At 54.5% G+C, this 16,490-nt stretch carries 7 protein-coding genes; 5 read left to right on the top strand and 2 right to left on the bottom strand.

The window, feature by feature from the left end:
- The first annotated feature begins 36 nt into the window (after window positions 1-36).
- The 3 genes from nadK (at window position 37) to bamE (ending at window position 3,156) form a co-directional block, all read left to right on the top strand.
- Window positions 37-915, top strand: coding sequence for an NAD(+) kinase (nadK, locus tag O6D90_RS05895; RefSeq protein WP_016154073.1), 879 nt, complete (start codon window positions 37-39; stop codon window positions 913-915).
- 85 nt (window positions 916-1,000) lie between these two features.
- Complete coding sequence (gene recN, locus O6D90_RS05890; RefSeq protein ID WP_016157188.1) at window positions 1,001-2,662, top strand: DNA repair protein RecN; 1,662 nt, start codon at window positions 1,001-1,003, stop codon at window positions 2,660-2,662.
- A 149-nt stretch (window positions 2,663-2,811) separates the two neighbouring features.
- Window positions 2,812-3,156 (top strand): outer membrane protein assembly factor BamE, encoded by a 345-nt coding sequence (bamE, locus tag O6D90_RS05885; RefSeq protein ID WP_003826401.1) that lies wholly within the window; start codon window positions 2,812-2,814, stop codon window positions 3,154-3,156.
- Between the two features lie 50 nt (window positions 3,157-3,206).
- On the opposite strand, the gene O6D90_RS05880 is transcribed toward bamE, so the two are convergent.
- Together O6D90_RS05880 and ratA are read right to left on the bottom strand one after the other, a co-directional pair.
- On the bottom strand, window positions 3,207-3,503 hold the full coding sequence (locus O6D90_RS05880; protein ID WP_003839823.1) for an RnfH family protein: 297 nt from the start codon (window positions 3,501-3,503) through the stop codon (window positions 3,207-3,209).
- On the bottom strand, window positions 3,487-3,930 hold the full coding sequence (gene ratA / locus O6D90_RS05875) for a type II toxin-antitoxin system toxin RatA (RefSeq protein ID WP_003031213.1): 444 nt from the start codon (window positions 3,928-3,930) through the stop codon (window positions 3,487-3,489). The genes O6D90_RS05880 and ratA overlap by 17 nt, the downstream gene beginning before the upstream one ends.
- A 154-nt stretch (window positions 3,931-4,084) precedes the next feature.
- Between ratA and smpB the strand changes: the two genes are divergently transcribed.
- Both smpB and O6D90_RS05865 read left to right on the top strand, forming a co-directional pair.
- A complete protein-coding gene (gene smpB / locus O6D90_RS05870; RefSeq protein WP_003031211.1) occupies window positions 4,085-4,567 on the top strand; it encodes an SsrA-binding protein SmpB in 483 nt (160 codons plus the stop codon).
- Between the two features lie 581 nt (window positions 4,568-5,148).
- Window positions 5,149-16,410 carry a BapA/Bap/LapF family large adhesin gene (locus tag O6D90_RS05865; RefSeq protein ID WP_271143276.1) on the top strand — a complete coding sequence of 3,754 codons (11,262 nt, stop codon included), beginning with the start codon at window positions 5,149-5,151 and terminating at the stop codon, window positions 16,408-16,410.
- Window positions 16,411-16,490 lie beyond the last annotated feature (80 nt).

Genomic DNA, 16,490 nt, shown 5'->3' with positions numbered 1-16,490 from the left:
ATTGTCACTAATCTTCGTTACAAGGACCTCGAGAAAATGAACAAACATTTCAAGTGTATTGGCATTGTGGGGCATCCACGTCACCCCACTGCACTGACCACACATGAAATGCTCTACCGTTGGCTGTGCACCAAAGGTTATGAGGTTATCGTTGAGCAACAAATCGCTCACGAGCTGCAGCTGAAAAATGTGAAAACCGGTACGCTCGCAGAAATTGGCCAACAGGCAGACCTCGCCGTGGTAGTCGGCGGCGACGGCAATATGCTGGGCGCCGCTCGCACCCTGGCACGTTATGACATCAAGGTTATTGGCATTAACCGCGGCAACCTCGGTTTTTTGACCGACCTTGACCCAGACAATGCCCAGCAACAGTTAGCTGACGTGCTGGAAGGCCACTACATCAGCGAAAAGCGCTTTTTACTCGAAGCTCAGGTGTGTCAACAGGATTGCCAGAAGCGCATTAGCACTGCCATCAATGAAGTTGTGCTGCACCCCGGGAAAGTGGCGCACATGATTGAATTTGAAGTCTATATCGATGAAATTTTTGCCTTCTCCCAACGTTCAGATGGGCTGATTATCTCGACGCCGACCGGCTCTACCGCCTACTCGCTCTCTGCCGGAGGCCCAATTCTGACGCCTTCTCTGGATGCCATTACGCTGGTACCCATGTTTCCGCATACGCTTTCCGCGCGACCGCTGGTGATCAACAGTAGCAGCACCATTCGCCTGCGCTTTTCCCATCGCCGTAACGATCTGGAGATCAGCTGTGACAGCCAAATCGCCCTACCTATACAGGAAGGTGAAGACGTATTGATTCGCCGCTGTGATTATCATCTGAACCTGATACATCCAAAAGATTACAGCTATTTCAACACATTAAGCACTAAGCTTGGTTGGTCAAAAAAATTATTCTAATTTAACGCCAACCTCTTTACTGTATAAAAAACCAGTTTATACTGTATGAAATCACAGTTATGGTTTTTCATACAGGAAAACAGCTATGTTGGCACAACTGACCATCAGCAATTTTGCTATCGTTCGTGAACTTGAGATCGATTTCCAGAACGGAATGACCGTTATCACCGGTGAGACCGGTGCGGGTAAGTCCATTGCCATTGATGCTCTCGGTTTGTGTCTGGGCGGACGCGCAGACGCAGACATGGTGCGTGCAGGCGCCATGCGAGCCGACCTCTGCGCCCGTTTTGCCTTAAAAGATACCCCCGCAGCCCTGCGCTGGCTGGAAGAGAACCAGCTTGAGGAAGGCCGTGAGTGTTTGCTGCGTCGCGTTATCAGCAGCGATGGCCGCTCCCGTGGGTTTATTAACGGAACCGCCGTTCCGTTATCGCAGTTGCGCGAGCTGGGCCAGTTACTTATTCAAATCCATGGCCAGCATGCGCATCAGCTCCTGACAAAATCAGAACACCAAAAATCCCTGCTTGATGGTTACGCCAATGAAGCGTCTCTGACCCAGGAAATGGCTGCGCGCTACCAACTATGGCACCAAAGTTGCCGTGACCTGGCGCATCATCAGCAACAAAGCCTGGAACGCGCAGCCCGGGCGGAATTGTTGCAATACCAGTTAAAGGAACTGAACGAATTCAATCCGCAGCCGGGTGAGTTTGAGCAAATTGATGAAGAGTACAAGCGCCTGGCTAACAGTGGGCAATTACTCACCACCAGCCAACAGGCGCTGGCTATCCTGGCAGATGGTGAAGACATCAATCTGCAAAGCCAACTGTACACCGCAAAACACCTGGTCACTGAACTGGCAGGCATGGACGGCAAACTTTCAGGTATTCTGGATATGCTGGAAGAGGCCACCATCCAGCTCAGCGAAGCCAGCGACGAGCTGCGCCACTATTGCGATCGTCTGGATTTAGACCCTAACCGCTTGTTCGAGCTCGAACAGCGTATCTCCAGGCAAATCTCGTTGGCGCGTAAGCATCATGTTGCCCCTGAAGTGCTGCCACAGTTCTATCAGTCGTTGCTGGATGAACAACAGCAACTGGACGATCAGGCCGACTCGCTCGAAACCTTAACCCTGGCGGTGAACAATCACCACCAGCAGGCGCTGGAAACGGCAAAAATGCTGCACCAACAGCGTCAGCATTATGCGCAGGAACTGGGGCAACTTATTACAGAGAGCATGCATGCTCTCTCGATGCCGCACGGTGTCTTTTGCATTGATGTGAAATTTGAGGAGCATCATCTGAGCGCAGACGGTGCCGATCGCGTGGAGTTTAAAGTAACCACTAACCCAGGTCAGCCGTTACAACCAATTGCGAAAGTCGCTTCCGGCGGGGAACTGTCACGTATTGCGCTGGCTATTCAGGTCATTACAGCACGTAAGATGGAAACGCCTGCGCTAATTTTCGATGAGGTGGATGTTGGTATCAGCGGCCCGACGGCTGCGGTAGTGGGTAAAATGTTGCGACAGTTGGGCGAGTCAACGCAGGTAATGTGTGTTACTCACCTGCCGCAGGTTGCGGGCTGTGGTCATCAACATTTCTATGTCAGCAAAGAAACAGATGGCGCGATGACGGAAACACACATGCAGCCGCTTGATAAACGCGCGCGCCTGCAGGAATTAGCCCGTCTACTTGGCGGTAGCGAAGTGACGCGCAATACCCTCGCAAATGCAAAAGAACTGCTGGCGGCATAAACTTTTTTACCTTGTGAAGGTCTGAGTTCAACATAAAATCGCCGACCGACCCGACAGCAAAAGGTTTTAAAGTGGTGAAAGGTCTATTATCATCGGCATATTACATATGAGCCGCGTACTGCTCGGGCCCGAAAAGGAATCAAATCACTATGCGCTGTAAAACGCTGACTGCTGCTGCAGCAGTACTACTGATGTTGACTGCAGGCTGTTCCACTCTGGAGCGAGTGGTTTACCGCCCTGACATCAACCAGGGAAATTATCTGACACCTACCGATGTCGCTAAAGTGCGCACGGGTATGACGCAACAGCAGGTTGCTTATGCTCTGGGTACACCAATGATGTCCGATCCTTTTGGCACTAATACCTGGTTTTATGTGTTCCGTCAGCAACCTGGACATGAAGGCGTAACCCAGCAAACGCTGACGCTGACCTTTAACAGCAGCGGCGTATTGACCAACATTGATAACAAACCCGCTTTGACCGATAACAAGTAGGTTTGAGAGATCAAAAAAAGGTGCTCAATGAGCACCTTTTTTATTGTCTGTTACTTTTTAGCGGATTTCTCTGCTCGCTGTCTGCGCAGCTCTTTTGGGTCAGCAATCAGTGGCCGGTAAATTTCCACCCGATCGCCGTCATGCAGAACATCAGCAAGCTTTACCGGACGGCTGTAGATACCCACTTTATTTTTACTGAGATCGATATCGGTACGTAATTCCAGCAGCCCGGAAGCGCGGATAGCCTCTTCCACCGTTGCGCCCTGCTGCAGCGTTACGCGCTGTAAATACTGTTTCTCGGGTAGCGCGTACGCCACTTCAACGACAATTTTAGCCGACGCTGACACTGTAAACCTCTTTCGCGCGAACCGTGAAGGCCTGCACCATATTTGAAGCCAGTTCTTTAAAGATACGGCCAAACGCCAGCTCGATTAACTTATTGGTGAACTCAAAATCGAGGTGAAATTCAATACGACACGCTTCATGACTCAGTGGCGTAAACTTCCAGCCGCCAATCAGCTTCTTGAACGGCCCATCGACCAGATGCATCAGAATGCTCTGATTACTGGTCAGTTGATTGCGCGTGGTGAACGTTTTACTGATCCCTGCTTTCGAGACATCCACAGCGGCCGTCATTTGTCCCGGAGTCGACTCCAGTACGCGGCTACCGGTGCAACCCGGCAAAAACTGAGGATAGGACTTAACGTCATTCACTAGCTGATACATCTGTTCCGCACTGTAGGGTACTAAAGCGGTCCGGCTAATCTGAGGCATAACAATTCCCATCAATATCAATCACACAAATAATACCATTTATCACCCGCTAAAAAAAACGCTATAGCCTAACTCGTGCTAAGATAGCGCCTTGCGCCCCGCTGGATGAAATGGGGTGTTTTTCGATTCCAGATTACCTATACTGAGCGGCATTATGACGAAGAAAAAAGCACACAAACCTGGCTCAGCCACAATCGCGCTAAACAAGCGCGCACGACACGAATACTTTATTGAAGAAGAGTTCGAAGCAGGACTCGCCCTGCAAGGTTGGGAAGTCAAATCCCTGCGCGCGGGTAAAGCCAACATCGGCGACAGCTATGTCATACTCAAAGACGGCGAAGCGTTCCTGTTTGGCGCCAACTTCACGCCAATGGCGGTGGCCTCAACACACGTGGTATGCGACCCCACTCGGACCCGTAAACTGTTGTTAAACCAGCGTGAACTCGACTCCCTGTATGGTCGTATGAATCGTGATGGTTATACCGTCGTTGCGCTTTCGTTGTACTGGAAGAATGCCTGGTGCAAAGTGAAAATTGGCGTTGCGAAAGGTAAGAAACAGCACGACAAGCGCTCTGATGTGAAAGAACGCGAATGGCAGTTAGATAAAGCGCGTATCATGAAAAATGCTGGCCGCTAAATGCTACTCCCCTGTGACCAGTCTCTCCTCCTGAGACTGGTTCTTATTTTTTAGTTATCGAAACCCACACAATACATTCACCGAGTTTATAGTTTATTTATGCTGAATCGTTCAGATATGAAATAAACCCCCTGCCATTACCGTTGCGGTCTATAGTCCAATAATATAAAAGTTCAAGACCATAGCATTCATATTTCCATTTATTTAATAACACTATTATTACTATTGTTTATTATATTGACATTCATTTCAATAAAAACAAAATCATTTAAATACAATTAGTTGCCATGAAAACAACCGTTAAAAGCAAACTGGAAAGTATCCTTTTCAAATGACTAATTACTTTTTTAATATGGATAAGTTGCAGAATACTTTCTTTCTGACTATATCATCTAATACGAAAGAACTATTCAGCCGAAAGGGCCCAGACGTATTTAATCAATAAACTAACATCTATGTGACCTAATCAATGAAATTACATGTGTAAATTCATCTTTATGATGAACGGAGCCCCTGTCTGCTCATTTTCCCAGCGCGCTGTTGCGGATTAATACTCCCGGCATGCCATCAGGAGTGAACATATGCGTCTACTCGCCGTTGTATCAAAATTAACTGGCGTTTCCACAAATGTTGAAGCCTCTGAAGTTACGCTCAGTTCACCTTCTATCGTGAAACTGTCTGTGTCGCGTGAGGAGGTGAGTCAACTCACGCGCGTTAATCAGGATCTGGTTGTCACACTCCGCTCAGGTGAAACCATCACCATTAAAAATTTCTACCTCGGAAAAGGCGAAGCGCAAAACCAACTTGTTCTGGAGGACAGTAATGGCGCACTGTGGTGGGTTCAGGATACTGACGGAGCATTCCATTTCCAGCACCTGGACGATCTCACACCGCTGATGACGGCCGAAGGCAGTCATGAAGGCGGCGCCGTCTGGCCGTGGGTTCTTGGCGGGATCGCTGTCGCTGGCGGGATTGGCCTCGCTGCGGGTGGCGGCGGCGGCGGCGGTGGGAGCGATAATAACGCTGGAAACGGTAATGCCGGGAACGGCAATGGTAGCGGCGGCAATGGCAACGGTGGCAACGGCGAAGGTAACGGTAACGGTAACGGTAATGGCGACGGTGATGGCGACGGTGACGGTGATGGCGGCACACCGCCAACGACAACCCCTAACAGGCCTGACGTACCCGTTATCACCAGCATAATCGATAACCAGGACCTGATTACTGGCCCTGTCAATCAGCAGGAATCCACCAACGATAATACGCCGACACTCCAGGGCACCGGCCCCGCGAATGCCACATTACATATTTTTGATAACGGCGTCGAAATAGGCCAGGTGACAATCGATGCCAACGGCAACTGGTCGTTTACGCCATCCTCTCCTCTGGCAGACGGCACGCACCAGTTTACCGTCAGCGCTTCAGACGGTACGGGCAGCAGTGGCATGTCGGACAGTTGGGAAATTATTGTCGATTCGCTTGCCCCCGACGCCCCCGTGGTCACTCAGGAAACCGACAATGTCGGTTCCATTACCGGCTTTATCGCCAATAACGGCGTAACCGACGATGCTACGCCGACGCTCACTGGTACAGGCGAAGTAGGTAGTTTCATCAGCATTTCTGATAACGGCATTCTGATCGGCATGGTCCGGGTGGATGACAATGGGAACTGGACATTTACACCAGACATTCCGCTCAGCGATGGTGTTCACAATCTGACGCTGACGCAAACTGACGCCGCGGGTAACGTGAGCGCGGAAACGCGCGTGCCGACATTCACCGTTGATACCACCCCGCCTGCAGCCGCAGTCATTTCCTCCGTTAATCCAGAAGGTACCGAGGTAACTGGTCGCGCTGAGGCGGGAAGCCTGGTCATTATCATCGGCAGTAATAATCAGGTTTTGGGTTCAACTACGGTCGGTCAAACCGGCAATTTCGTCATCGCGATTTCGCCCTCACAGACGCACGGTGAAGCGCTGATCGCGAAAATTCAGGACCAGGCAGGCAACATCGGGCCAGATACCTCTTTCAATGCCACCAACTCTGGCTACCCGGGCGTGCCTGTTATCGTCAGCATAATGGATGATTTTGCCCCCTCAACCGGACCATTGAGCAATAATCAGGCCACCAACGATAATACCCCCACGCTCTCTGGCACTGCCGACGCCAACAGCACGGTGACTATTTACGACAACGGCACAATTATCGACAGCGTACTGGCTGACGGTAACGGTAACTGGACATGGACTTCCAGCTCCCCGTTATCAGATGAGCTACACGCCTTCACCGCCACCGCGACAAACCAGTCAGGTACAGGAGGTATGTCACCAGCGTTCAATATCAACATCGACACCCAGCCACCGTCGCCACCTGATGATCTCAACGTATCTGCGGATGGGACTGTCGTCACCGGAACGACCGATCCAGGCAATACCGTGGTTATCACCGGCAGTGGCGGAACTCAGATCGGCAGCGGCGTCGCCGGAACGGACGGCTCATTTACCATCACCATTAACCCACCACAGACCAATGGCGAAACCATTGAAGCCATCGCAACCGATCCGGCAGGAAACCCAAGCCTGCCTGAAACAGCGCTTGCACCAGACATTACCGCGCCACAGCCCCCAACAAACCTGCTAGTTAATGGCACTGGCGACCAGGTCACCGGCAAGGCCGAACCCAACAGTACGGTCAATATTCTGGATCCAGATGGCAATATCATTGGTACGGCAACTGCCGATACGGATGGGGATTTCACCGCAACGCTGGTTCCGCCGCAAACCAACGGCGAGACCCTTACGGCAAATGCGACCGACACCGCAGGCAACAAGGGCAACGACGCCTCTGTCAACGCACCGGACACCACGGCACCTGATGCGCCAACCGGCGTCACCGTCGCCGGAGACGGCGGTTCTGTAAGCGGACATGCTGAAGCGGGAAGCACCGTCACCGTTAAAGACAGCAACGGTAACCCGATTGGCATAGGCCAGGCTGACAGCGGCGGCAATTTCACCGTGTCTATAGCGCCGTCGCAAAAGAACGGCGAAACGGTAAAAGTCACCGCAACGGACAGCAGCAATAACGAGAGTCAGCCTACCTCCGCGTTGGCTCCGGATATCACTGCACCAAACCAGCCAGTTATTATTGCCGTTACTGATGATGTTGACGATTTCACTGCCCCCATCAATAACAATGGGTTAACCAACGACGATAAACCGAAAATTGAAGGCATCGCCGAAGCAGGTTCGCGGGTCAAAATTTATGATAATGGCACCCTGCTTGCGACCGTTACCGCTGATAACAACGGTAACTGGAACTATACGCCCACCGCAGCACTAAGCCAGGGCGCGCACGTATTTACGGTGACGGCAACAGACGCTGCCAACAACACCAGCAGCGCGGCCAGTTGGAAAATTATTGTCGATAGCATCGCCCCAACCGTTCCAGTAATAACGTTGGTTAACGATGATGTTGGCAGCATTACGGGCAACGTTGCAAATAACGGTTGGGTCACCAACGATAACACGCCAACCCTCTCGGGTACCGGTGAACCAGGTTCACTGGTGAGCCTGTACGATGGCAGTCTGTTGATGACGGTTATTCTTGTCGACAGTTCAGGCACCTGGAGCTATACCGTTCCGGGAAATCAGGTGCTCAGCGATCGCACTCATCAGTTTACGGTATCGGCAACCGATGCCGCCGGTAATGTCATCACCTCACCCACAGTGGTCAGCGTTACCGTAGATACTCAACCGCCAGGCGATCCTGTCATTTTGGCTGCCACCGACGACGTTGGGAATGCGCCGATCGATCTGTCTTCCGGAAGCCGTTCAAACGATACCTTACCAGAGCTGAAAGGAACCGGAATAGCCGGTTCTACAATCACCCTCTATGAGGGTTCCACGCCAATTGGCAGCACAACGGTTTTACCCGCCGGCACCTGGAGTATTCAACTCAGCCAACCGCTCAGTGAAGGCGCACACAATTTATCTGCTATCGCCACGGACGCTGCAGGCAACGCCAGCAATGCCGGGAACTTTACGCTGACGATTGATACCACCCCACCAGTTGCCCCGGTTATCAGCTCTGCAGAAGGTCTTATTGGGACAAATCTACAAACGCTGAGTAACGGCAGCAGTACCAAGAGCTCGAATCCCGAACTCTCCGGAACCGGCGAGCCCGGCGCGAAGATTACGATTTATGATAATGGCGGTTCTATTGGCACCGTCACCGTACAGCCAGACGGCACCTGGACATTTACCCCAACCTCACTCGCCGACGGGCCGCATAAATTTACCGCCACGGCGACTGACGTCGCGGGCAACACGGGGATCCCGTCGGCAAGCTTTACTCTGACAGTAGACAATACGCCTCCCGCACAACCAGCCGCGCCAATCATTACCGACGATGTGGCTCCGGTAACGGGTGTGGTCACTAATGGCAATACCAATGACACCACGCCAACCTTTAGCGGCACGGGGAACGTCGGGGATCTGATTACCCTCTATCTTGCCGGTACTCCCCCATTGCAGGGAACAACAACAGTAGGTGCAGACGGTAACTGGAGCTTCACTCCGTCAGCACCGGTTGCTCCTGGTAGTTATCAGGTAACTCTCACCGCAACCGATCCAGCAGGCAACGTCAACCTGCCATCTAACGCCATAACACTGAACATCGACACGACGCCGTCTGCACCACCGGTGATCATCGCCGCCAACGATAATGTCGGTGATGTCACGGGCGACCTTGCGCCAGATGCCGTAACTGATGACACCACGCCAACCATTCGCGGTACTGGCACAGACGGGGATACCATCACCCTGTATAACGGGGGGACGGTAATCGGTACTACAACGGTGGCTGGCGGAACCTGGAGTATTACGCCAGGGACTGCGCTGGCGAACGGAAGCTACACGTTAAGCGCTACCGCAACCGATGCGGCAGGTAACATCAGCGACAATTCAAACAGTATTTCGTTTACGGTTAACAACACGAAGCTGACGTTGCCGCAGGTAACGGATATCCAGGATAACGTTGGAATCTTTACCGGTTCGCTAACCAGTGGCAGCGTCACGGACGATACCTCCCCGACCATTAGCGGGACCGGCACACCTGGCAGTACCGTGCTTATTTATGAGGGTAGTAATCCTGTTGCTACTGCCACCGTGGCCGCGAACGGCACCTGGAGTGTGGATGTTCCCCTCACGCCGAACGTCACTCACACACTGACGTTCGGCGCAGTGGATGCCGCAGGTAACTCACTGGCTGCAGATAACCCGCTGACGTTGATTGTCGATACCCAGCCGCCTGCAACGCCTACGGTTACCAGCGTAGATCCTAACGGGACGCTGGTAAGCGGTACGGCCGAAGAAGGCAGCACCGTGATTATTCGCAGCGGTAACACCATTCTCGGCCAGGGGGTGGCAGACGGTTCTGGTAACTTTGCTGTCACCATTTCGCCAGCGCAAACAACCGGTCAGGCGCTCAATGCCATCGCTCAGGACCCCGCCGGAAATCAAAGCGACCCTACAACGTTTAACGCCGCTACCTCCAGCGTTCCGCATCCACCGACTCTTGAGATCGTTGATGACATCGCGCCCATCATGGGGGTGATTGGCAACGGTAAAACCACCAACGACACCTTACCGCTGCTGCAAGGGACGGCCACTGCTGGGGCATCGGTGACTATCTATCAAAATGGCGCATCCATCGCCACGGTAACCGCCGATGCCGTGTCTGGCGCATGGAGTTATCAGCTACCCACTGCGCTGACTAACGGCATTACCTATAACTTCACGGTTTCACAAACGGTGGACGGTACCCCAAGTGGTCTGTCGCCCAACTACGCAATCACCATCGACACCACGCCCCCGCAGGTGCCAACTATCACCAGCATTATTGACGATATTGCCCCCGGCACCGGATCGTTGGATAAAGGGCAAATTACCAACGATTCACGCCCAACGTTTAACGGAACCGGCGAAGCGGGGGCAACCATCACCCTTTACGATAATGGCATCGCTTATGCCACTACCACGGTAAACAGCAACGGATTCTGGAGTTTTACCCCGACCGCTCCGCTGGGAGAAGGCGACCATATCTTTACCGCTCGCGCAACAGATGCCGCAGGCAACCAGGGAGATCCATCCGGTGATTTCCAGATCATTGTCGATACCCTGGTGCCGAATGCCCCCTCTATTGTGACAGTCACGGACAACGTTGGTGCGATTCAGACCCTGACCTCCGGGCAGTTGACCAACGATAATACTCCAACGCTTGCTGGCGTTACCGAGGCGGATTCGCTTGTTACCATCCGCGACAACGGGGCGGTCATCGGCACAACCATCAGCGATGAAAACGGCAACTGGAGCTTTACGCCTGCGCCTGCCCTCGGTGAAGGCAGCCACTCGCTGACTGCCACCGTCACAGATGCCGCGGGCAATATCAGCCCGGCAACGCCGCCGTTTGTGGTTGTCGTCGACACGCTGCCGCCAGCAGCACCGACCATTACCTCCGTAATTGACGATCAGCCAGGCAATACAGCGCTGACCAACGGACAACTGACGAACGATGCGCAGCCTACGCTGAACGGCAAAGGCGAGATCGGTACCATCATCACGATCCGTGATAACGGCGTCGCCATCGGTACAGCGCAGGTGGACGAGTCAGGCAACTGGCGCTTCACACCGGATGCACCGCTGGGACAGGGACAACATATATTCACTACCGTTGCCACCGATCAGGCAGGTAACTCCGGCGGAGTATCATCATCGTTTACTATTGAGCTGGACTCAGTTGCCCCGTCAATCCCGGTCATCAGCTCAGTTCAGGACAGCACCGCACCGACAACAGGCCCGATAACCAACGGGCAGACCACGAATGAATCCCGTCCGGCCCTGAGCGGCACCGGTGAAATTGGCGCGACCATTACCGTCCTGAGCGATGGTCAGCCCATCGGCACCACCACCGTTGGGGCTAACGGCACCTGGAGCTTAACCCCAACGGATGCACTCAGTAACGGCCCGCATACGCTGACCGTCACCGCCACCGACAGCGCCGGTAATACCAGCCAGCCATCCAATAGCTTCACGCTTATCGTGGATACCGTGTTGCCTGGTACGCCAGCGATTACTCAGGTTGCAGATGATGTCGGCCCGCTGATCGGTAATCTGAACAACGGTCAGGCCACGAACGATCCACTCCCGACGCTTAGCGGCACGGCTGAAGCCAATGCCACGGTAAGAGTTTACGATAACGGATCGTTTATCGGCTTTACCTCAGCGGATGGCACGGGCGCCTGGAGCTTCACGCCAGGAACCGAGCTTGGCAACGGTAACCACGCGCTGACAGTGACAGCCACCGACGCTGCCGGAAACGTCAGCCCCACGTCCGCTGGATTTAACATCGTTGTTGATACCGTCGCCCCGCTTGCACCAACGATTATCCAGGCTTTTGATGACGTGCAGCCGGGAACCGGAACGCTGTCGAGCGGGGCCTTTACCAACGACACCCGTCCCGTACTCAACGGCTCGGCGGAAGCCGGTGCCCGGGTAGCCATTTACGATAATGGCACGCTGCTGGCAACGGTAACTGCGGCGATAGACGGCACCTGGGAATATCTGCCTGCCGCGCTGGGTAACGGTCAGCATGTGTTTACCACTATCGCCACCGATGCCGCCGGAAACGTAAGTCCCACCTCCGGCGGGTTTATTATTAATGTCGACACCATTGCGCCATCCGCCCCGCTGCTGGTCTCAGTGGTGGATGATATCGCAGGCGGCGTGTTCAATGCGGCGCTCAACAACGGACAACTGACCAACGATGCGCGCCCGACGCTGAACGGTACCGCCGAGGCAGGCAGCACCGTCAGCATCTATGATGGAAGCACCCTGCTGGGTACGGCGCTGGTGCAAAGTAATAACAGTTGGTCGTTTACCCCAACTACGCCGCTGACGAATGGATCGCACACCTTCACCGTCACCGCGACTGATGCGGCGGGCAACACCAGCAGTGCGACGGCAGGCTTTAGCGTGGTGGTCGACACCACGGCGCCGACGCGGCCTTCAATCAGCAGCATTATTGACGACGTCGGGCCAAACACCGGGGCGATTGGCGCTAATCAGCCAACCAACGATGCACGCCCAACGTTAAACGGCACCACAGAAGCCAACGCGCGGGTCGATATTTACGATAACGGCAGCTTTGTCATCAGCGTGACGGCGGACGGCAGCGGTAACTGGAGTTACACCCCAACCACCGCGCTGGCACAAGGTACCCACTCCTTTACCATCACCGCAACGGACAGTGCGGGTAATACCAGTGGCATATCGTCTGCGGCAGCGATCGTGGTCGATACCGTCGCCCCGGGCATTCCTACAGGGCTGGCGGTAAACGCCAACGGTACCACGCTCACCGGCGTTGCCGAGCCAAACAGCACGGTCATTATTACCTCCAGCGGTGGAACGGTGCTCGGCACGGCAACCGCCAACGCCTCCGGTAATTTCACCTTCACGCTGAACCCACCGCAAATCAGTGGGCAAACGCTGCAGGTCAGCGCCCAAGATGCCGCAGGCAACATCGGCACGGCGGGTAACGTTCTGACACCGTTTACTGGCGTACCGCCTGCGCCGGTTATTGCCAGCGTACTTGATGACGTCGGTACGATCACGGGGCCCGTCGCGGCGGGCAAAACCACCAATGATACGCTGCCAACGCTCAGCGGAACGGCGCAGGCTAACGCCATCGTCAGCCTGTACAACAACGGCGTGCTCATGGGTACCACGACCGCAGACGGTAACGGGATCTGGAGCTTTACCCCATCCGGGGCGCTCAGCGAAGGTAACCACGCGTTTACCGCCACTGCAACAAACGCCAACGGCGCAAGCGGATTGTCCAGCTCGTTCAGCGTGATTGTGGACACCACGCCACCGACCGCGCCAACGATACTGATCAGCGCCGATGGCGGCACCGTCAGCGGCGTCGCCGAAGCGGGAAGCACGGTCACTATCTCCCTGCCCGGCGGCACCAGCGTGACGGCAATCGCCAACAGCAGCGGTGTCTACAGCGTCAACCTGCCGGTTCGCCAAATTGAAGGCCAGTCGCTGTCCGCCACGGCGACCGATGCGGCGGGCAATACCTCATCGCCGACAAGCGCTATCGCACCGGTATTGCCACTGCTGGCTGAAGACAACGTCACCAGTCTGCCGCTACAAACCGATGTTATCGTCAGCACCGATCATCAAAGCGATTATGGTTTCCTGCTGGTTAATGCGTTGGGGAATGTCGCCAACGTGTTGGGGAACGATACGGCAAGCGTTAATTTCAGCATCGCTTCTGGCGGCAGCGGGTCCATTACGATCAACGCCGCCGCGACCGGCGTGGTGCTGTCACTGCTAAACACGCTTGAAGTCGTTATCCAGCGCTTTGACACCGGGCTGAATGCCTGGGTAACAGTGGTGGATACCGGGAAACCAGACTTCGCCAGCCTGCTCACCCTGGGCGCCTCGGGCGTAACGCTCAATTACAGCGGGCTGACTGGCGGTGATTACCGCGTGGTCAGCTACAACACCAACCTGCTGGCGACCGGGGCATACACCAGCCTTGATGTCTCGGTGGTGAAAGCCAGCGCAGGGACCATCATCGGCGGTACCACGGAATCCGGGAACATCATTACGGATACCGATCCCGCCAACGGGCAGGATAATGCGCCTTCCGGCACATTGGTCACCGCCATCACCGACGGTAACGGCAACGTCGTGAATATCCCGGCGGGCGGCATTGATGTGCAAGGGAAATACGGTATTCTGCATATCAATCAGAACGGTAGCTACACCTATACCCTGACCAATACGTCAATCTCGGTGTATGGGCGCTCCGAAAGCTTCACCTATACGCTGACGCATGGCAGCGATCACTCCTCGGCAAAACTGGTGGTAACGCTCGGTCAGGCCCCAACCGCCAGCACGGTAACCGCGGCAGACGATGCAGCAGTGCTGACTTACGGAACGCAGGTCATCGCGGTTGACCACTTGCCATCACAACAAACCGGCTTCACGCTCGCCAGCGTCGGACTCGGCAATGTGCTGGACGTCAGTCTGGTCAACGGTCTGACTAACCCGATTAAGTTCAACGTTGACGATGGCGCAACCCGCACGCTGACCGTACAGGCTAATGTTCTCGGCGTGACTCTTGGCGGCTTCGATCTCTATGTTTATCGCTTCAACGAGTCAATTCAGCAGTATGAGCAGTACCGGGTACAGCCAAACTGGGTCACTGCCCTACTGGGCGGAAGTTCGTCAGCGTATACCATTACGCTACCGGGTGGCGATTATCTGTTCCTACTTAACGCTTCCGGCGGCCTGACGCTGCTGACCAGCTATACCCTGAATATTCAGGCCGATCACACCTACGCCGTCGACAGCCTGAGTGCGACAACCAATGGCAATCTGCTGGTCAACGACTCGGCTCCGGCCAATACCGTTATCACCGAAGTAAACGGTATTGTCGTTAACGGGACGGGCACTACCACTATTAATGGACAGTACGGCACGCTGACTATCGATGCGAAGGGGAACTACACCTACACGCTAAGAAGCGGACTGGGTGCAGACGGTATCAACACCCCGGACAGCTTCGTGTATAAGGTCAGGGCACCAAACGGCGATACCGGCAGCGCCTCGCTGAATATCAAACCAACGCCGCAGCCGCTGGACGCCGTAAATGACATCAGTAGCACGATGGCGGTCACCACGCAGGCGGACACCTCCAGATTGTTTGCTGACAACAGCGTCGGGAACGCCAGTTGGAACGCCCAACTCCTTTCTCCCACCTCACAAAATGGCACTGGCGTCATTGAGGTCGCGACGGGAACGGCGGTGCAAAACGCCATACTGCATTTTAACGTTGCTTCAGGTCTGACGCTGGGCGGACTGACCGTCACCTGGGCGCTGTATGACAGCAACAACGTCAAGGTTGCCAGTAACTCATTCAACGGTGGATTGCTTATTGGCGGCAATATCGATATTGCCCTGGGGATCATGTTGCACCCCGGTAACTATCGACTCGATTACACCGGCAGCGTCGGGGCTTTAGGGCTGGGGAATATCACCATCACCCCTAGCGTGAAAGGCACGATAATCGACCTGCAGAACGTCGAAACGTCCGCGGCAAACAGCGTCGCCGGCAACATTTATGACGGGGACCATATTGCCAGCGTGCATACCTTGCTGACGGTGAGCGGCACGGGCGGTAGCACCGCCACGCTGGATCCGCTGAGCAGCACGACCAGCGCCATCATTAACGGGTTGTACGGCAAACTGACCATTGGCATTGATGGTCATTACACCTACGCCCTCAACAGCGATGTCTCACTTTCCACCATCCTCACCAAAGAGACATTTACTTACACCCTAAACGATCAGAATGGGCATACCGATACCGCTACGTTGACCATCAACATGAATCCGCAGGTTGTAAGCACCGTAGATGCCGATCGTTTTACCGGCAGTGTCTACGGCGATACGCTGATTTATCACCTGCTCAACGCCAACGACGCTACCGGTGGTAACGTTGGCAATGTTGGCGTTGGACCTACCGATACCTGGACCAACTTCTCGCTGGCCCAGGGTGACAAAATCGATATCGGCGACCTGCTGGTGGGCTGGAACGGGCAGAACGCTACGCTCGGCAACTACCTCACCGTGACCACCAGCGGTAACAACACGGTGATTGCCATCGACCGCGACGGTACGGGCAACACTTATCACTCAACCAATCTCATAACGCTGGAGAACGTACACACCACGCTCGATGAGCTGGTGCAACAAAATCACATTGTGCCCTGAAGCTAACGCATAACGTTAAAGCGCCATAACTACAGCCCCGGATGCCATGACGTCCGGGGCAATAACAGTCGTCGCTGCCG

Source organism: Citrobacter sp. 21OH12SH02A-Citro, from assembly GCF_027919895.1.
GTDB classification, from domain to species: domain Bacteria; phylum Pseudomonadota; class Gammaproteobacteria; order Enterobacterales; family Enterobacteriaceae; genus Citrobacter; species Citrobacter braakii.
This window is presented reverse-complemented; position numbering and strand designations above follow the sequence as displayed.